The sequence below is a fragment of the uncultured Cellulomonas sp. genome (assembly GCF_947494015.1).
Classification (GTDB): Bacteria; Actinomycetota; Actinomycetes; order Actinomycetales; family Cellulomonadaceae; genus Pengzhenrongella.
Window position 1 is genome coordinate 36,301 of record NZ_CANLTL010000020.1, and the last position, 18,222, is coordinate 54,522.

Consider the following 18,222-nt stretch of genomic DNA (forward strand, 5'->3'; position numbering starts at 1 on the left):
ATGCGCGCACGCATCACAGGACTGCTCGCCTGCCTGCTGCTCATCGTCCTGCTCGTCGGTGTCCCCGTGGCGCTGTGGCTGGTCGCCGGCAGCCCCATCCCCACCGCGCTGCCCTCCCTCGAACAGATCACCACGACCCTGACCAGGCCCGACTACACCGGCAGCCTCGTCCTCGGACTCCTCGAGGTCATCGCCTGGGTCGGATGGGCGACGTTCGCGGTCGCAACCCTCACCGAGGCCGCAGCCCAGCTCCGCGGAGTCTCAGCCCCCCGCCTGCCCGGGATGGGCATGCAGCAGCGCGCCGCAGCCAGCCTGATCGCCGCGGCCGTCGCCGGACTGACCTTCGGGCCCCTGAGCCCCGCCACCGCCACCGAGCACCACATCCCGGCCGCCATCAGCGCCGCCGTCGAAGCCACCACGCCCGCCACCAGCTCCACGGCCGGGGCCGTCGCCGACCAGAGCCTCACGGCCACGGCACCCGCAGCGGCCCCCGAGGTCGAGCTGGCGACGTACACCGTGCGCAAGGGCGACTCGCTGTGGGCAATCGCCGCGACACACCTCGGCGACGGACAGCGCTGGCGGGAGATCGCCGACCTCAACTACGACGCGCCGCAGCCTGCAGGCGCCACCCTGACCACCAACCACTGGATCGAGCCGGGCTGGACCCTAACCCTGCCCATCCCCGCCACCACCGACCCCACCGCCCCCAGCACCCCGACCACGCACACCGTCGCACCGGGGGAGAGCCTGTGGTCCATCGCCCAGGACACGCTCGGCGACGGCGACCGATGGCAGGAGATCTACGACGCCTCCCACGGCATCGACCAGGGCAACGGCCAGCACCTCGAGGACCCCGACCTGCTGCGCACCGGGTGGACCCTTGCCCTGCCGACTACAGCAGCACCCCAGACACCTGCCCCCATCACCCCACCGGCTTCCACTCAGGCCGCCGCCACTGAGAAGGCCGCCGCTGAGCAGGCCGCCGCCGCTGAAGCTGCTGCCGCCCAAGTTGCCGCGGACGAGGCCGCCGCTGAGGAGGCGGCTGCCGCAGCGCCCATCACTGCGGCACCGCAGCCGGCCCCCGCCCTGACGGCGCCCAGCAACTCCCTCGACCAGGCGCAGGACACCTCGAGCGCGGACGTCGTCGAGGCGGACGACGACCAGGGCGGCGTCGACGTGCGCACACCCACCGGTGTCGGCGGACTGCTCGCGGTCAGCCTCCTGGGCCTCCTCGCGGCCAAGCGCGCCGCAGCCCGCCGCCACCGGCGCCCGGGGGAGCGCATCGCGCTGCCCGAGCCCGACAGCGGCGAGTCCGTGCTCGAGGCCGAGCTGCGCGCGGTAGCCGACCCCCTGGGTCTGGACACCGTCAACCGCGCCCTGCGCTCCATGGCCGCCTGGCACCGCACCAACGACCTGCCCCTGCCGGACGTGCGCGCCGCACGCCTGACCGAGCAGCTGTTCGAGGTCTACCTCGACCAGCCCGCCGACCTGCCCGCCCCGTGGAACGGCACCGACGACCGGTGCGTGTGGCAGATCACCGCGACCGACACCGCCGCCATCGACGACGAAGCCATCGACACCCCCTCGCCCTACCCCGCCCTGGTCACCCTCGGACACGACGAGGAGTCCGCCCACGTCCTGCTCGACCTCGAGCAAGTCGACTGCCTGTCCATCCGCGGCGACCAGACCACCACCCACGCCACTCTCGCCGCACTCGCAGTGGAGCTGGCCACCAGCCCGTGGGCCGACGACATGCAAGTGACCCTCGTATCGACGATGCCCGACCTCGCCGAGCACGTAGACACCGGGCGCATCCGCCACGTCCACGGCCTGGCCAACATCATCACCGAGCTCGAGGCGCGAGCCGCCGCCGTCGAGCAGGCCCTGCACGACGCCGGCGCCAGCTCACTGACCGAAGCTCGCGGCCGCGGCCTGGCCGCGGACGCCTGGACTCCCGAGATCCTCCTGATCGGCGAGCAGCTCGACCCCGCCGTCCGCGCCGCCCTCGAGGCCCTCGTCGCGCGGGTTCCGCGCGTCGGGATCGCCGCAGTGACCTCCGACGACCAGACCGGGCAGTGGGTCCTGGACCTCGACGTCGACGACCCCACCCGCGGTGTCCTGCAGCCCGCCGGACTCACCATTCATCCCCAGCAGCTGCGACCCGAGACCTACGACCTGGCCCTGAGTCTCCTGCGCGACCGCGCCCCCCAGCCCGGACCGCACTGGGCCGCCAACCTCGACGCCACCGAGCCGGCCCTGCACGAGCTGCCCCTCCAGCCCGAGCCGGTCGTCGTCGACAAGCCGGTCGTCGTCGACAAGCCGGTCGTGGTCGCCGAGCCCAAGGACTGGGCCGAGCTGACACATCTGCAGAGGCCCTGCGTACGGGTCCTGGGACCCGTGGACGTCGAGGTCACCTCCGGGATTGACATGCCCACCGGGCATCGCCGCCAGCAGACCGAGCTGATCGCCTACCTCGCCCTGCACCCCGGAGCCACCAGCGCCGACATCTCCGCCGCCCTGTGGCCCGGACGCCCACCCAAGGAAGCCACGCGGGTCTCTGCGGTGTCGCGCGCACGCCGGTGGCTCGGGACCGACGACCAGGCCCGTGAGCACCTGCCCCGGTACCTCGACGTGAACAGCGACACCGAGAGCGGGTACCGCCTGCAGGGCGTGACCGTCGACTGGCAGGTCTTCCTCGATCTCGTCGGCCCCGACGCCACCACCACGCCCCTGACCGACCTCAAGGCCGCCCTCGGCCTCGTACGCGGGCGGCCGTTCGCCGAGGCCCGCAGCACCCGATACGTCTGGGCTGAGCCGCTCATGCAGGAGATTCTCGCCGCCGTCGTCGACGTCGCCCACGAAGTCGCCCGCCGCGCCCTGCAGACCGGCGACACAGCCACCGCTCGCCACGCCGCCGCGATCGGCCGACTCGTCGACCCCGCCGACGAGCGCGTGTGGCGCGACGGCATCCGCGCTGAATGGGCCGCCGGCCGTGCCGAGGACGTCACCCGCCTCGTCGACCAGCTCCAGGCACTCCTCGGAGACCTCGACACCGACGCCGAACCCGAGACCGAGAACCTCCTCACTGAGGTCGACGCCCTCACCACACGCCGCACCACCACGGGAGGCACCAGATGATCCGCCACCGCACCACCGCGGCCCTAGTGGCACTCCTGACCGCTGGCGCGCTCACGGCGTGCACCCCGGACACCACGCCACCCACCACCACGCCCACCAGCACAACCACCCCCAGCCAGACACCCACACCTAGCCCCACACCGACGGTCGACCCAGCCGAAGCGGCCAAGCAGGCGAACATCGACGCCGCGATTGCTGCGTACGAGGCTCACATCGACGCCGTGAACCGGGTCGGCCAGGCGGGCATGGTCGGCTGGGAAACCGACGTCCTGCCGGCCATCGGCTCCTCCGACCTCCGCGAGGAGATCGTGTCCCTGTACACGCAGCTGTCCGAACAGGGCGTACGACAGACCGGGGAACGTGAAATCGCGTCGCTCACGGTCACCGACTACGTCGAAGACCCCACCGGCGCTGGCCACGAGCAGGTGCGACTCGACGTCTGCCTGGACAACTCGGGCGTCGACGAGGTCGATGCACAGGGCAAGTCGATCCTGCTTGCTGGCTACCCGCCTCGCCTGATCACCTCCGTGCTCATGCAGCGGCAGGTCGACTTCTGGACGATCAGCGAGATGGTGACCCAAGAGGGACAGCAGTGCTGATGCGCGCGGCAGTTGTGATCACGACCGTGGTGCTCCTGCTGTTCGGCGCCACCACGGCCGCGGCCGCGCCAATCACGTGCCCCCCCGGTACCTCATACAGCTACGGGTCCTGTCGCATCAGCGTCACCCATCCAGGAGGTGACGGGCCGACAACGCCCGTCTCGAACCCCGGCGGCGGGGGCGGAGGCGGGGGCGGCGAGCCGGCGACGTGCTCACTCCGAGGAGCAACGATCCCGTGCACTACCGAGTTCGGGTACTGGGACAGTGGTCGCAGCTGCTACATGAAGGTGTCCGATCCGCAGCCGCCTGCCACCGACCCGTTGTGGGACGGCCGAGACGGCGGTGTCATCGTCACGTGCACAGTCCCTGCCGCCGACGGCTTCTTCGACAGCCCCGGCCTGGTCGTGAACTTCTGGGCGGCCAGTCCGCCCGGGGGGGGACCTACACCCCGCGAGGTGGCAGACATGGCAGTCGCAGAGATGGGCTTCGAGGCAGGACAGATCGGCATCACCCCGCCGCCTGGCCCGGACTCCATGGGCATCCTCGGTCTACCCACGTGGCTGTGGGTCGCCAACCCGGACGAGAACACCACCGGACCGATCACCCGATCGGCATCCGCCGGCGGGGTAACGGTGACCGCCACGGGCACGCTGGACAGCATCGTCTGGGCCATGGGTGACGGTCACTCGGTGACGTGCAGCGGGGCGCGGGCCGTCGGCACGCCGTACGAGGTTCGGTACGCCGACCAGCCCTCCCCGACCTGCGGGCACCGGTACACCCGCACCTCCGCCGGGCAGCCGCGGGAGGCCTACACGGTCACCGCGACGTCGTACTGGACTGTCGAGTGGGCCGGTGGCGGGCAGACCGGAACGATCGACTTGAACTTCTCCCGGTCCATCCAGCACCGCGTCGGTGAACTCCAGGTGATCATCACCGACGCGACCGGCAGCTGATGAGCGAGTCCGCGCTCGAGCGTGAGCTCACTGCTCACCTCGAGCTGCACGAAGCCGTCTGCCGCGTTGAGGAAGAGGACGCCCCACCGCCCGAAGGCACAGATGGCGAGAAGGAGGACTGACGTCCCGACGCTGGGCGTGCCGATCTGGGGGGCAGAGGTCGGGATCAACTCCGGGCGAGATGGTGAGGTTTCCACCGCCGTGTCGGCATGCTGCGCCCCCGCTGGGGGTCGCTGTGCACAGCTTCGCGCTCCTGATGTCGGCGCCTGTCACCATCAGGACATGACAGTCGACACGGAGCGTGGATCACCCTTCGACGCCTATGGCTTCGACTACAGCGGAAACCGCTACGACCTCGGGGTGAACTTGTTCTCTACGCCTGCCGATGTCTCTTGGGCACAGGAGGACGATGCCCCCAGGACCGCAGCCGATGCGTCACCTCCCGCAAGGCGCTCACGAGACCTCTCGTGAGCGCGACACCGCCGCCTCATCCGCCCGCCGTTCTTGGACCGTCTGCGCCTGTCTACCGGCTGGTAAGCGAGACATCCGTCCTCGACTGGATCACGCTCGTTACGAACGTCGTCATCGCGCTCGCAACGGTGGGGGCGCTCGTATGGGCGGTTGCGTCGGCGCTTCGAGCGTGGCGCGACGCCTCCCGTGAGCGCGAGGAGAGACTCGCCTTCGATCAGCGCCAGCAGGCGTCCCGGATCACCGCCTGGGAGCGTCAGTGGGTGCAGGGGCCAGGAGGCGAGCCTGTCAGTCTGCTGGCGGCTCCGTTCATGAACGAGGACGACGCCGTGGTCGAGCGCCGCTTCGTCTTCGTGCACAACGCGAGCGATGCCCCCGTCTACGACATGGCGGTCTACTACGTGGACCCCGGTCGACCGTACGAGCGGCTGGAGACCACCTGGCGGCACGCGGTACTGCCCCCCTCCGTCGAACCCAGGAGATATGAGGTGCCGCTCGTGCCCAACTGCGGGGCGCTCTCGGAGGACGTGGTGCTGCGTGTCGTGTTCCGAGACAGCGACTCGCGCTACTGGGAACGGGACGACTTGGGAGTCCTGCACCGCCGCGAGGATCTCGAACGGCTCACACCAGAGCAGCACCAGCGACGGCGCATGATGGAGGACGAGGAGACGGACGGGGTGACATGGGACCCGGTACCGGGCGACCCTGACTACGACCCCACCTTGACGAGCTGACGCGGCCGGCTTCGATGGCTCACTGCCATCGCACGCACGCTGTACCAGGTCCGGCACGCCGATCAGCCCTGCTCGACCTGGGCCGCAGTGGACGAGCATGAGGACGATGTCCGAACCACGTCCTGAACTGCACGACCGCCGCCGCCACTCGACGACACCTACGGCGCTGGCTGCGGTGCCCACGCGGTAAGCGGCCTGTCGGCAGGAACGTACAAGGGGTGCAGGGGCTCACCGGTACGCGTGGTGCCCAGGCACATGGGCTCCTTGAGCAGGGGAGCGACCTGGGTTGACCGGGCGTTGAGCCGACCGTGGGAACCCCACGCTGCGATCGTCTTGCCGCCGGCCGTGGTCACGGCTCTGAGAACCTCGTCGTTGACGGGGCCGGTCGGGTTGTCGGCGGTACGCAGAGCTCTTGGGTCTGTGTGCCGGAACGCGAAGAGGTTGACGATGGTGAGCCCGACGAAGCCTGATCGCTTGGACCAGGCGATGCATCGGTCCAGGGTGGGCCGGCGGCGTTGCTCGGTGTCACCGGTGGCCGGGTTGAGCAGCACCCACACGGCCGTAGTCGAGGCATCCGGGTGTGCCCACCAGCGCGTGAACGCGTACCGGTAGACCATGTCGGGGGAGTACAGATACGCCTGCCAGGAGCCGTCGAAGTGCTTCCCGGTCTCCAGCAGCAGCTCGTGGCGTGCGGCGAGCGAGTCGAGCAGCTCGATCATGTGGTGATGACCGCGTCGACGGTTCCGTCTTGCGCCACGACGTACACGTCGATGCGCAGGGATGCACGGACTGCTGCGGGCACCCGAAGTGCGTGGCTGCGGGCCTCGGTCGGCACGACGACGGCGTACCGAGCGCTGGGGTCGGATGTCATCGGCATCCTGCGCAGGAGCTGGCCGTACATCGTGTCGACGTCCAGGCCGATCGCCGCGGTGCGGCCCTTGGCCTCGGCGTACAGGGTCTCCTCGGCGCGTCGCGCGACGACGTCGCAGAAGTCGACCTCCGTGCTGACGTCCCAGCCATGGTCGGTCAGCCATGCACAGAACGACTGGACGACGCGTGCCTCGTCGCCTCTCATGCCAACCTCGGGGCGCTGATCCGCGACGCACTCATGGACTGATGCTGCCAGGTGGCGGGACACTGCGACCCGCTGGGCGTGACGGTGATCTACCCAGCCGCATGAGTACATCACCGAGACCTGGGTCGCAGCACTGGGTGGCCCATAACCCGTAACCGTCGTCGATCTTGAATCCCGGCAACCACAGTGCCGCGGCCCGCACGAAAATCAACGCCCTGGCGACATGGCAGCCGTGAGGGGTAGTCAGCTCAGAGTTGTGAGGTGGTCCTTGAGGTCGTTGGCGTCGTAGGCGATGTGGTGACTCCAGCTGCCAAGTCCGCCCCATGTATTCACGGCGGCGACCCACCGTCGGGCAGCAGTGGCCTTGGCGTCGTCCTTCTCGTCCGCCTCACCCTTGCCCTCGAGGAGCAGGTGGGTCCCGTCGGTGAGCCGGACGACGAAGTCGGGCCGGTAGCGGTGGCTGACGCCGAAGTAGAGGTAGGGGATCTCCAGGAACAGGCGGTGGTTCTTGACCCACCCCTGGACTGCTGCGTGCTCGTCGAGCACGGCGCAGATCTTGCGCTCGAGCCCGGAGTCGACCACGGCGTGCGAGAGGTGGCTCTTGGTCGTGGGGACGCACTTGTCGGTGGGGGAGTTGAAGTTGACCGCGTCGGTGGAGCCGATGGGCTGGTACTCGTCCAGGGCGGGAAGGAACCGCTCGGGGCCCTGGCCGGCGCGCAGCGCGGCGCCGATGCGCTCACGCAGGACGGTCAGGTAGCGCAGGTTGCAGATCTCCCGGGGATCGACGTTCCCGACGTAGTCGACCTTCCCGCCCTCGGCGATCGGGCGGATCACCTGCTCAGCCACCTGCAGCGCCTGGGGGAACAGCCAGGGGCGGTTGTAGGGGGCGACCAGGCCGGCCGCGACGCGGTACCGCAGCCGCTGCAGGCGGAAGTTGCGGTAGGCGCGTTCGCGGTCCTGGACGGCACCGCCCATGCCTCCGCGGGGGTTGCCGAGGTCGAACTCGACCCAGGTGTCTGTGGGGTCGACGCGCGCGGTGACCCGTACGGGTTCGATCGCGTCGAGGTCGACGTCGAGGGTGTCCTGGATGTCGGGGACGATCTGAACCAGCCGCGGGAACTTGATGCGCAGGTCGTTGCGCTCGGCGACCGTGTGCACATTGGTGTAGGCGGGGGGCGGGCTGGGCTTGCCGGTCCCGCCCTTGGCGATGGGCAGCAGTTGGAACGGCACGCCGTAGACGTCGACGTACTCCGGCTGGGATAGGTCGGAGTAGTCCGAGCGGCGCAGCCCGCGGCCCACCACCTGCTCACAGAGCAGCTGGGACTGGAAGGCACGCAGGCCGAGGATCTGGGTGACGTTTCGGGCGTCCCAGCCCTCGGAGAGCATCGCGACGGAGACGAGGCAGCGGATCTGTTCGCCGGCCTTGCCAGGCTTGCCGACGGTGGCCACGAGCTCGCGCAGCTGCTGCGCCTCACCGCTGGTGCCGGCCTCAGCGGTCGCCAGCGCGTCGGAGTCGATGCGGATGGTCACCGGGGGCCGCGCGGGGAGGTTGACGAGCTCGTCGGAGGCCTCGCCGAGGTCGGCGATGTGCCGCTCGAGCAGGCGGGCGGTGTTCGTGTCGTGGCAGATGATCACCATCGCCGGCGGGATGGTGCGCCCGTTCTCCCGCCAGGTCTCGTGAGTGGCCTCCCAGGCGCCGGCCAGTTGCTTGAGCGGGCCGTCGGCCTCGGCGAGGTAGTCGGTGAGCGGGTGAGAGTCGCGGTCGGTCTCGGTGCGCCTGGGCAGGGACTTCTTGATGTGTGCCCACAGGTTGCGGTACTTCGGGATCGCCTCGCCGGTGTTGTCCTCGGTCGGTGTGCGGGGGATCTTCACCAAGCCGGCCTCGATGGCGTCGACGAGCCCGAAGTCAGACACGACCCACTCGAAGGGCGCGAACGCACGGTCCTTGAACATGCCTGGGTACATCGGGGTCGCTGACGCGTCGACGCACACGGTGATGCCGCGGGCGTTGTCGATCCGCTCGAGTCCGTCGATCCACACGGTGGCCTCACGGGCCTCGTCGGCGTCGACCTTGGACAGCTCAACGCCGGCGGGGAAGCGGTAGGCGTGGTGGGCCTCGTCGTTGAGGACCATGACCTTGCCGGTCGTGCGCAGCCCGGTGAGCACGCGCCGGCAGAAGGCGGTGTCGGACTCGCGGCCGCGGCGCACGACGGAGCGCTTGGGGTCTTCCTTCGGGGCAAGTTGGTGCCAGTTGGCGACCTGCACGTGGAGTTGACCCAGGAGCGTGGAGAACTTCGGCGGGACGAGGTGGAAGTCCGCGTAGAGGGACTCCGGGTGCTTGGGGTCCAGACCGCCGGCGCCGGAGAGGCGGTCCTTGACGGTCAGGTTCGGTGCGACGACGAGGAACTGGTCGGTGAAGCGCTCGTCGCGGCGGCGCAGCAGCCGGTTGAACCCGCACCAGGCGATGAGCATCGACATCACCAGGGTCTTGCCGCCGCCGGTGGCGATCTTCACCGCCCAGCGCCGGTATGCCTCCCCGGATGCGGGCACGTCGATGCCCACGGTGAGCTCGGCGGGTGCTTCGGCGAGGAACGCGACGGTCTCGACCGCTTCCTGCTGGCAGAAGAACGGCCGACGGCCGATCGCCTGACGTTCGGGATCGAACCAGAACGCGAACAGGTCGCGGGTCACGCTCGTCGCGCCGGAGTAGCCGCCTTGGCGCCACGTGCGGACGCGGCCGCGCAGATCGTTGACGAGGTCCAGGGAGATGAGGTCGTCAGTGATGCGCAGCTGCCCGTCAGGGGACGCCGCCAGGTAGCCGGCGGTGCGCCGGCCCTCGCGCTTTTGCGGGGTGAGGTCGCCGAAGTGCCAGTAGTGGGTGGGCTCGGCGAACGGGTCGTTGATGATCGGGTTGGCGTCGATCACGATGCCTGGGGTGACGGTCGTGCTCATGCCCGCGCCGCGACGTCGCTGACGAACTCGGCGGCGTTGCCGTCTTGAGCGATCACCCGCACCGCGATGCGGGCGTGCTCGCCGACATCGAAGGGCAGGGAGTCCCAGCCGTGGAGCTGGTCGATGAGCTCGAAGTCGACGGTTCCGCGCAGGGTCTGCTGGATCTTCTTCCACCCGTCGCTGACGGGGAAGAACGCCTGGCTGACGCGGAAAACCATGCCGTCGTAGTCCTCGTCGAGGAACCAGGCCTGCACGCCGGCCTTGCCGTAGGAGGTCACCTCGCCGGTCGCGGCGTCGAACGCGTCGACGCCGTTGACGGTCACCCGCACGGCGTCGTCGTCGTGGACCACGTCGACGTCGGGGGAGGCGTACAGCCGAAACGTCTGGGACGAGGTGGTGTTCTTCAGCAGGTCGCCCACGAGGAGGTCCGGATTGGCCAGGAGCAGGGCGACGTCGGTGCCGCCGACCTTGCCGGTGCCCAGCCGGTCCTGAGCGTCGGCGGCGACTGCGAACCCGGCGAACACCACAAGGTCGTAGCCGATCGCCTCGCGGAGCGCGTCGGAGACCTGGGCCATCGTGACTGCGCCGAATTTCGGGCCTAGGGAGATGCCGACGCGGCCCTTGCGGCCGTCGAAGTCGGCCAGCGCCGAGGCTTGGATTGCGCCGGCGGACTCCAGGCGCTCGAGTTGCTCGAGCTTGAGGGGCTTCGCGCCCGGCCGCGGCACGCCCTGCGATTGCAGGGCGCTCAGCAGGACGTCGACGTGGTCGGCGGTGGCGTCATGCTCGACCCGCTCGGGGAGCGACGGCGCTGGGTCGACCGGGTTGACGGCGTACCGCGAGAGCGCCTCGACGGTGAATGGGCCGGAGACGCGCACCGTCTTCGGGACAATGATTGGCGCGTCCCAGAGGGTGACCTTCTCGGGCTCCTCGCCACGTGCGATCGAACGGAGCGTGACGCGCGAGAGCGTGCGGTGTTCAAGGCCTCCGTCGATCCCGCGCTGCAAATCGCGGAGCTTGTAGTAGTCGAACTTCGCGGTCAGCAGCCGCTCGCGCGCGATCGCCAGGGCAACCCGAGAGGTGTCGATCGTGATCCAGCGGCGCCCGAGCCGTTCGGCCACGTACGCCGTCGTGCCCGATCCGCATGTGGGATCGACAACCAGGTCCCCTGGGTCGGTCGTCATGGCGATACAGCGTTCGATCACTGTGGGATTGGTCTGGACGACGTATCGCTTCTCCGCCCCGAAGCCACTCTGGATGGTGTCGTCCCAGACGTTGCTAACTGGCAGCGCGTCGAAGTCGTCGTAGTACCGGACGTAGGAGAGCGTGCGACCGGTCGCCACCAGGCGCCCTGCCGCGCGCAGGCGCTCCATGCCGGCCTCGTTCGTCTTCCAGTAGCCGCGGCCCGGCAGGAACTGCTGGCCATCGACTGTGACCGGGAATCGCGCAGTACCGGAGCTCTGGGAAGTCAGGTTGTCGACGCGCCACCGCCGAGCGCCTTCAGGGATCGGCTCGGCCCCTCGCCGCTCCCCCTGGGTCATCGGCCGTCGCGTACCGTCCGCGAGTTCGAGGAAGCGGTAGTTAAGGTCGGCCGACTTACCCTCGGCCTTCGCTAGGTAGAGCGGTCGGAACTTGTAGGACGCGCGGTCCTTGGCGTACCACGCGATGTAGTTGGCCGTTGCCGGCAGGGTCGTGAGCTCGCCCGGAGATCCGGCGCCACTGGTGGTCTTGAAGGTGATTTGGCTGACGAAGTTCTCGGCGCCGAAGATCTCATCAAGCAGGACCCGGACGCGGTGGATGTTCTCCTCGCCGATCTGGACGAAGATCGACCCGCTATCGGTGAGGAGCTCGTGCGCGACCTGGAACCGGTCGCGCAAGTAGGTCAGGTAAGAATGGGTGCCGAGTTCCCAGGTGTCCCGGTAGGCCTGGATCATCTCCGGCTCACGGGTGAGGGACTCGTCCTTGCCGTCACGGACGTTGCGGTCGCTGATGTTGGGCTGAAAGTTCGACTGGTACTTGATGCCGTAGGGCGGGTCGATGAAAACGCACTGGACCTTGCCGGCGAGACGCTCACGCTCGAGCAGGCTGGTCATGACGATGAGGGAGTCGCCGAGAACCATGCGGTTCGACCAGTCCAGGTCGTGCTGGTAGAACTCCACGGCCGCCGCAGGGTCGAGGACGTCGAGGTCGAACAGCGGCTGCTGCAGGCGCTGGCGCCTGACCGAACCGATGATCTTCTGCGCCGAGAGCTCCTCATGGACGTGCACCGACGGGGCGGGCACGTCGACCGTGCTGCGCTCAACCTTGCCGGCCCAGTGCAGCTGCGGGTCCAAGTGGGGGTCGTAGGCAAGGGTCTTCACGGGGGTGGGCTCACGGTCGAGGTGCGCAAGACCGCTGGGCGGATTGTTGCTGCGCTTGGCCAGCGAGTGCTCGTAGTCCGCAACGGGAACCTCTCGGTTCGCTGCTGCCCCGCCCCTTGCGCTCTGTGATGCCACGGTCGCGACTGTAAGGCCAAAGCAGTGACGGTCGGCGGGGCGGGAGGTTCTTCGACGTGGGCTTGCCGATGTCTGTCGTGGTTCAAGACCCCGCCGGTCACCCGTCCCTGACCCGCGGCGCACCTTCTCCTCCATGACGGAGGGACTGGTGGGTGCCGAGCGTTACCGTCGCCCGCATGGTGAGCGCGACAACCCGATGCCGGACCTCCAGCGCCTACCGCCGGCCGATCCGGCTTCTGCAGAGGTGGTGGGTGCGCCGGTGGGCGCGAACTCGACTGCGCCGCGATGACGCCGTGATCCTGGACACCGAGACCACGGACCTGTTCGGGCACGTGGTGCAGATCGGCATCGTCGACCTGCAGGGGCGGACCCTGATGAACACGCTCGTGCGGCCCCCTGCTGCCATCACCGACGAGGCAACCGCGATTCACGGCCTGGACGACGCCGCAGTCGCCGCGGCGCCCTCCCTGTCTGCTCTGGCGCCGGTTCTGCTCGAGTTGACCGCCGGGCGTCAGGTGCTGGCTTACAACGCGTCGTACGACCGGCAGGTGCTCGTCGACGGCCTCATCGCCGCTGGTGTCGACCCCGGACATCTGCACGAGCGCCGGCGCTGGTCGTGCCTGATGCGGGCACGCGCGCGCCACGACGGGCTCGGGTGGGTCAAGCTAGACGGTCCTCATGACGCTCTGGGGGACTGCCGGGCCGCCCTGCAGGTGCTTCGGACGCTGGCCGCATCATGATGGGGGCTACAACCACGTGTCCTCCGGCCTGGTGGCTGGCCTGGCGACCTTCCCGCTCGCACCCGTGCAGGGGTGGGCGCCCAGCACCGCGTGGGTCCTGGTGTTCGGCGGTACCGCTCTGCTGCCCGACCTGGACAGCGCGAGTGCGACGGCCTCGCGGACGTGGGGCTCGCTGACGGGGGCGCTCAGAACCGTGGTCGCCCTCGTGAGCCGCGGGCACCGGCAGGGCACCCACGACGCCGTGCTCGCCCCCGTCGCCGCTGCCGCCGTCGTCGCGCTGGCCAGCGCCCACCCGCTGGCGTCCGGTGTCGTCCTGGCCTTGATCATCGGCCTGACCCTGCGTGGGTTGTCCCTGACCGGGGCAGGTGCGCTCGGCGTCCTCGTGAACCTCGCGCTGTCGGCCGGCGGAGCGTGGTGGCTCATCAGCAACGGGGCCGCGCACACCGCAGGCCTGCCACTGGTCGTCGCGGGTGGCGTCCTCGTGCACATCGCCGGTGACTTCCTCACCGAAGGAGGTGTCCCAGTCCCGGTCGCGTGGCTCTTCGGTGTCGACCGCCGACTGGCACTGGGTCTGTTCCGGACCGGTCACACCGTTGAGCGAATGATCGTAGCGCCAGCGCTGACGTGTGTGGGGCTGTGGCTCGTGATTCAATGCGTACCTATTTTCGATGTGCTGGATTGGTCTAATTCTCTTATCACCACGAGTTAGCGCCACTCTAGTACGTGACTATTCCGAAAGGCACCAAAACTGATGGCGTACGGTCACTCAGCCGACGGCTACCTCGACGCCATTCGACGACTGCACTTGGCAAGGATGCAGGTCCAGCTGAGAGAGCAGGACATCGAGCACCTTCGCCCGTGGAACTTGCTTCAGCTAGTGGGTTTTCGTTCCGAGCTGCGAGCCGCGCGCAGGGATGCCGTCGACACGGCCCTCGCGGTCGAGCGCACATTGAGCGACAGCACGCTCACGAGAAGGGTGGCCGCCGAGGCGATCCACACCACGATAAGAGCTCACCGCGCCCACTCCCACCGACACAAGTACCACCGCGAAATCTTGGCTGAGTTGGACCATCTGGTCCGGGCCATAGCCGCTGACCTTCGCGCTCCCGGCGGGCTGCCCCTGGCATATGAGCACGTGACGCTCGACGAGATGCCGCCGGCACTCCAGGCCGAGTTGACGCTGGATCAGATTCGTCGTCACATCACCACCGCCGTCGCCCATTACGAGCAGGTGGCGGACGATCCCGTGTTGCTCACCCAGTGGCGCCGCCCCGGGCGTGATCTTGTGGTCCAGCACCAGGCCAGTGGTCTTCGCGCGCAATTCCTGCAAGTGGACTCAGGTCCCGCAGATGTTGGCGCCATGGGCACGATCCTGTCGAAGCCTTACCGAGTGGGCTCGGTCGACCCGCAAGGTGGCCCCGATCCCAGCGGTGACAACTGGCAAAGATACGCGGGGTTGGGAATCGGTCGACGGATCTATCTTGAGGGTGCACGGCTGATGCCCGCGATCCGGTGGCAGGCATCGGCGGCCAGCCCCCACGCCCGCGGCGTACGCGCGCACCTACACCGCCAGGACCCCTACACCTGGGCCCATTCAGGATGCGAATGGTGCTCGTCACGTCACCTTGATTGGGGGCGAACACCTCGCCAATCGTTCTCAGGCCATCCGTACTGACATCTGCCGAAAACGGGCTCATCGCGATCGAGGGTGTAGTCGGGGTCGGAAGCCGCCGGTCTCGAGCAGGCTGCGGGCGATGTAGTGAGTGAGGTTGCGGAAGCCGAGGGCGGAGCCGCGTAGGTGTTCCAGACGCCCGTTGATGGCCTCGGTGGGTCCGTTGCTCGTGCCGGGCCGGTCGAAGTAGGCCAGCACGTCGGCGGCGCGCTTCTTCAGCGTCCGCCCGAGGGTGATGACCTCGCTCAGGGCACCGGGCACGCCGGAGCTGACGCTTGCGATGAGGCGCTCCATCCGTGCTCGGCCCTTGACTCGGTCCGGGTCGCGGTAGGCGGCGATCATGCGCTGGTAGGTCGCCCAGGTGGCTTCGACCTCGACGTGCTGGTCCTCGGCGAACAGCCATGACCTCGATGCCGCCGTGAGTCCGGTGACGCGTTGGGGTACACCCGAACGCGACACCACGCCACGGCGGCGGTGTGCCCTCTAGCGGTGAGTGGCGTGGTTCTGACGGTGTTCTGCAGCGGGTGATCCGCGCAGGGACGGCCGCATGATCATGTTGTTCGTTGGCACGGCCTGTGCGTGCACTGTCGGGTGGTTCTGGTCCTTGTGCTGGATTTCGGGGGCGGAGTTCAACGGTCGAGGAGCGTCACGCCGGCGTAGGCGACGGAGGCAACGAGGATCCAGGAGGCCAGCCCGAGGAGCAGGGCGCGCCCACCCGTTCGGCGCAGCGCCGGCAGGTGGATCCCGGTGCCGAGCCCGACCAGGGCTGCGACGAGCAGGACCTGCTGGAGGACCTTGACGTCGGCCAGGGCGCGGGTGGGCAGCAGGCCGGTGCTGCTCACTACGATGGCGGCCAGGAAGCCCGCGACGAAGAGCGGCAGGACGGGCGGTCGCTGTGCCTGGGCGCCGGGTGCGCCGTCGAGGACGGGCCCCGCAGCAGCGGCGCGGCGCAGGCGCCGGCTCCGTACGAGCGCCACGCCGGTGACCAGGGGAGCGAGCAGGACCACGCGGCTGAGCTTGACGACCACTGCCGCAGTGAGGGCTCCCGGGACGCGGTCGGCCGTGGCGACGGTCTGTCCCACGTCGTGCACGCTGGCGCCGACCCAGCTGCCGAACGCGGCCGGGTCCAGGTGCAGCGGTCCCCGCAGCACCGGCAGGAGGAAGATCGCGAGGCTGCCGCAGAGCGTGACCAGCGCGATGGCGACGCTGGTGTCCTCCTCGTCGCCGTCGGCGACGGGTTCCATCGCTGCGACCGCCGAGGCTCCGCAGATGGAGAAGCCGGTGGCGATCAGCAGCGACCGGGCCCGCCCCACGCCCAGCGCACGGCCGAGCAGCTGGGTCCCGGTGAAGGTGACCGCGACCGTGACCACGACGACGGCCAACCCGCCCAGGCCCAGGGAGGCCAGCTGCGCCAGGGACAGCTGCAGACCGAGCAGGACGACGGCGATGCGCAGCAGGCGCTTGGACGCGGTCCGCGTGCCCGGGCGCAGGACGGGGCGGTGCAAGCCGCAGTTGACCAGCAGCACACCGAGCACGACCCCGGCCGTGGTGGCGTTGACGGCGGGCACGAGGGAGGCGATGCCGTAGGCCGCGGCGGTGGCCGCAGCCACGACGAGCAGCCCGGGCCACGGGGACGCACGCTCGGGGCGCGGGGCGGGACCCGTCGAGGCCGATGGAGAAGACGGCGTCACGGCGGTGCGGGGTGTGCCGGTCACGGGGGTCGAGACGTTCTCTTCGCTCACGCCGTCACTGTGGGCCGGCATCGCCCCGAGCGGTAGCGGTGTCCTGATGATGTAGCCATCGAAGGTCTCGATGACTGCCGTAGCGTGCGGGGATGGACGTCGACCTTCGTCGGGTACCGGACCTGGATTCCCTGCAGCTGCTGGTGCGGGTGGCCGAGCTGGGCAGCCTCAGCCGTGCCGGGCGTGCGCACGGCATCAGCCAGCCCGCCGCCAGTGCCCGTGTGCTCGGCCTGGAGCGCCGGGTGGGGACCGCCCTGGTGCAGCGCTCGGCCCGCGGCTCGACCCTGACCCCGGCCGGGGCGCTGGTCGTCGGCTGGGCCCGCGATGTCCTCGCGGCCGCCGCTGGACTGGGTGCGGGCATCGCGTCCCTGAACGCCGACCGCGCCAGCCGGCTGCGGGTCGCGGCGAGCATGACGGTCGCCGAGCACCTGTTGCCGGGCTGGTTGGTGCGCCTGGCCGCGGCCAGCCCGGGCACCGCTGTCAGCCTGCAGGCGATGAACTCCACCGAGGTCGCCGCCGCGGTCCTGACGGGCGACGCCGACATCGGGTTCGTCGAGGGCCCGGACGTTCCTGCCGAGATGGAGACCAGGAGCATCGGCAGCGACCGCCTGGTCGTCGTCGTCTCTCGAGGCCACCCGTGGACCCGGCGCCGGCACGGGATCGACGCCGCCGAGCTGGCCGGAACCCGTCTGGTGGCTCGCGAGGCGACGTCAGGCACCCGTGCCGTAGCGGAGGCGGCCCTGCGGGCCAACCTGCGGGCGGAGCGGTCCGACGGCGCACCGGGCGAGGTGGTGCTGGCCCGGCCGGTGCTGGAGCTCTCCACCACCACCGCGGTGCGCACGGCAGTCATGGAGGGCGCGGGCCCGGCAGTGCTCAGCCACCTCGCCGTCGAACAGGACGTCGCCACAGGGCGTCTGGTGGTCGTGCAGGTCGAGGGGGTGGATCTGCGGCGCACGCTGCGCGCGGTATGGCCGAGTGGCCAGCGCCCCCGGGGCCCCGCCCAGGACCTGCTCGCCATCGTAGACACGACCCCCCGGCGGGCACGAGCTCGTTGACCGCGTTCTGATCCCCGGCCACCGGGCCACCAGCCGAAGGCGCAGTCACCGCCGGTGGTGCGAGGCATGTGATGTCTCGGGGCGCCTGACCCCACCGCCCGATCACCAGCGACGTCGTCGAGGCCGCCCGCAGCACCCTCGTCATCGGCGCCGCGTAACTCCGGTAGAACCACGCCATCTACCGCTGAAGGTCACATGTCGCCGCCGCGAGGCGGCGCCGTCGCGGTATGTCTAGTTCGACGGTTCCGCGACGGTTGTGTGCAAGGGTCTAGGGATGACGCGACACATTGGGAAGCGGCTCGGGTATGCGCGGGTGTCGAGCACCGATCAGAACCTCGACCGCCAGCGCACGGCGCTGGGGGAGGTGGATCGGCTGTTCCAGGAGAAGCAGTCCGGCGCCGGGCGCGGGGCCCGGACCGCGCTGGCGGAGCTCATCGACTACGCCCGCGACGGTGACACCGTCGTGGTGTCCTCGATGGACCGCCTCGCCCGGTCTGTCGTCGACCTCAACGCGATCGTGGCGGAGCACGCTGCACACCGGCTCGGACCTGCTCACCGACAAGCAGAGCGACAGGCTACGCGCGCTGTTCGTTGATGACGCT

Annotated in this window: 13 protein-coding genes and 2 pseudogenes; 9 read left to right on the forward strand and 6 right to left on the reverse strand. The window is 69.6% G+C overall.

The window, feature by feature from the left end; translation table 11 throughout:
- The 4 genes from Q0840_RS17755 (at position 1) to Q0840_RS17770 (ending at position 5,892) form a co-directional block, all read left to right on the forward strand.
- A complete protein-coding gene (locus Q0840_RS17755) occupies positions 1 to 3,138 on the forward strand; it encodes a LysM peptidoglycan-binding domain-containing protein (RefSeq protein ID WP_298462083.1) in 3,138 nt (1,045 codons plus the stop codon).
- Positions 3,135 to 3,737: a hypothetical protein gene (locus tag Q0840_RS17760; protein WP_298462087.1), complete on the forward strand. Its 603-nt coding sequence runs from the start codon at positions 3,135 to 3,137 to the stop codon at positions 3,735 to 3,737. The genes Q0840_RS17755 and Q0840_RS17760 overlap by 4 nt, the downstream gene beginning before the upstream one ends.
- A 464-nt stretch (positions 3,738 to 4,201) precedes the next feature.
- Complete coding sequence (locus tag Q0840_RS17765; protein WP_298462089.1) at positions 4,202 to 4,690, forward strand: hypothetical protein; 489 nt, start codon at positions 4,202 to 4,204, stop codon at positions 4,688 to 4,690.
- Between the two features lie 467 nt (positions 4,691 to 5,157).
- Positions 5,158 to 5,892 carry a hypothetical protein gene (locus Q0840_RS17770; RefSeq protein ID WP_298462092.1) on the forward strand — a complete coding sequence of 245 codons (735 nt, stop codon included), beginning with the start codon at positions 5,158 to 5,160 and terminating at the stop codon, positions 5,890 to 5,892.
- A 158-nt stretch (positions 5,893 to 6,050) separates the two neighbouring features.
- On the opposite strand, the gene Q0840_RS17775 is transcribed toward Q0840_RS17770, so the two are convergent.
- The 4 genes from Q0840_RS17775 to Q0840_RS17790 form a co-directional block, all read right to left on the reverse strand.
- On the reverse strand, positions 6,051 to 6,611 hold the full coding sequence (locus Q0840_RS17775) for a DUF1643 domain-containing protein (protein WP_298462095.1): 561 nt from the start codon (positions 6,609 to 6,611) through the stop codon (positions 6,051 to 6,053).
- Positions 6,608 to 6,967 (reverse strand): hypothetical protein, encoded by a 360-nt coding sequence (locus tag Q0840_RS17780; protein ID WP_298462097.1) that lies wholly within the window; start codon positions 6,965 to 6,967, stop codon positions 6,608 to 6,610. Before Q0840_RS17780 ends, Q0840_RS17775 begins: the two co-directional genes overlap by 4 nt.
- Before the next feature lie 243 nt (positions 6,968 to 7,210).
- Positions 7,211 to 9,919 carry a DEAD/DEAH box helicase gene (locus Q0840_RS17785; protein ID WP_298462099.1) on the reverse strand — a complete coding sequence of 903 codons (2,709 nt, stop codon included), beginning with the start codon at positions 9,917 to 9,919 and terminating at the stop codon, positions 7,211 to 7,213.
- Entirely contained in the window at positions 9,916 to 12,411 is a 2,496-nt protein-coding gene (locus tag Q0840_RS17790; RefSeq protein ID WP_298462102.1) for a site-specific DNA-methyltransferase, read from the reverse strand. Before Q0840_RS17790 ends, Q0840_RS17785 begins: the two co-directional genes overlap by 4 nt.
- Positions 12,412 to 12,704: 293 nt before the next feature.
- On the opposite strand from Q0840_RS17790, the gene Q0840_RS17795 reads away from it, so the two are divergent.
- The 3 genes from Q0840_RS17795 (at position 12,705) to Q0840_RS17805 (ending at position 14,826) form a co-directional block, all read left to right on the forward strand.
- The gene (locus Q0840_RS17795) at positions 12,705 to 13,151 is read left to right on the forward strand and encodes a 3'-5' exonuclease (protein WP_298462104.1); all 447 of its coding nucleotides are present in this window, start codon (positions 12,705 to 12,707) and stop codon (positions 13,149 to 13,151) included.
- Between the two features lie 31 nt (positions 13,152 to 13,182).
- Positions 13,183 to 13,860, forward strand: a complete 678-nt coding sequence (locus Q0840_RS17800) for a hypothetical protein (RefSeq protein ID WP_367183152.1) — start codon at positions 13,183 to 13,185, stop codon at positions 13,858 to 13,860.
- 105 nt (positions 13,861 to 13,965) lie between these two features.
- A complete protein-coding gene (locus tag Q0840_RS17805) occupies positions 13,966 to 14,826 on the forward strand; it encodes a hypothetical protein (protein ID WP_298462110.1) in 861 nt (286 codons plus the stop codon).
- A gap of 18 nt (positions 14,827 to 14,844) precedes the next feature.
- Here Q0840_RS17805 and Q0840_RS17810 read toward each other — a convergent pair.
- Positions 14,845 to 15,222 (reverse strand): annotated as a pseudogene (locus tag Q0840_RS17810) (transposase); the annotation flags it as partial.
- Positions 15,223 to 15,452: 230 nt separating this feature from the next.
- The gene (locus Q0840_RS17815) at positions 15,453 to 16,565 is read right to left on the reverse strand and encodes a YeiH family protein (RefSeq protein ID WP_298462113.1); all 1,113 of its coding nucleotides are present in this window, start codon (positions 16,563 to 16,565) and stop codon (positions 15,453 to 15,455) included.
- A gap of 92 nt (positions 16,566 to 16,657) precedes the next feature.
- Between Q0840_RS17815 and Q0840_RS17820 the strand changes: the two genes are divergently transcribed.
- Entirely contained in the window at positions 16,658 to 17,620 is a 963-nt protein-coding gene (locus tag Q0840_RS17820) for a LysR family transcriptional regulator (protein WP_298462115.1), read from the forward strand.
- A 274-nt stretch (positions 17,621 to 17,894) separates the two neighbouring features.
- Positions 17,895 to 18,095, forward strand: a pseudogene (locus tag Q0840_RS17825) (recombinase family protein); the annotation flags it as partial.
- Positions 18,096 to 18,222 lie beyond the last annotated feature (127 nt).

Bases quoted from the DNA above. Each gene is read 5' to 3' on its own strand.
- Q0840_RS17775 (WP_298462095.1), bottom strand. From the start codon at position 6,611: ATGATCGAGCTGCTCGACTCGCTCGCCGCACGCCACGAGCTGCTGCTG.
- Q0840_RS17820 (WP_298462115.1), top strand. From the start codon at position 16,658: ATGGACGTCGACCTTCGTCGGGTACCGGACCTGGATTCCCTGCAGCTG.
- Q0840_RS17785 (WP_298462099.1), bottom strand. From the start codon at position 9,919: ATGAGCACGACCGTCACCCCAGGCATCGTGATCGACGCCAACCCGATC.
- Q0840_RS17760 (WP_298462087.1), top strand. From the start codon at position 3,135: ATGATCCGCCACCGCACCACCGCGGCCCTAGTGGCACTCCTGACCGCT.
- Q0840_RS17780 (WP_298462097.1), bottom strand. From the start codon at position 6,967: ATGAGAGGCGACGAGGCACGCGTCGTCCAGTCGTTCTGTGCATGGCTG.
- Q0840_RS17805 (WP_298462110.1), top strand. From the start codon at position 13,966: ATGCAGGTCCAGCTGAGAGAGCAGGACATCGAGCACCTTCGCCCGTGG.
- Q0840_RS17765 (WP_298462089.1), top strand. From the start codon at position 4,202: ATGGCAGTCGCAGAGATGGGCTTCGAGGCAGGACAGATCGGCATCACC.
- Q0840_RS17755 (WP_298462083.1), top strand. From the start codon at position 1: ATGCGCGCACGCATCACAGGACTGCTCGCCTGCCTGCTGCTCATCGTC.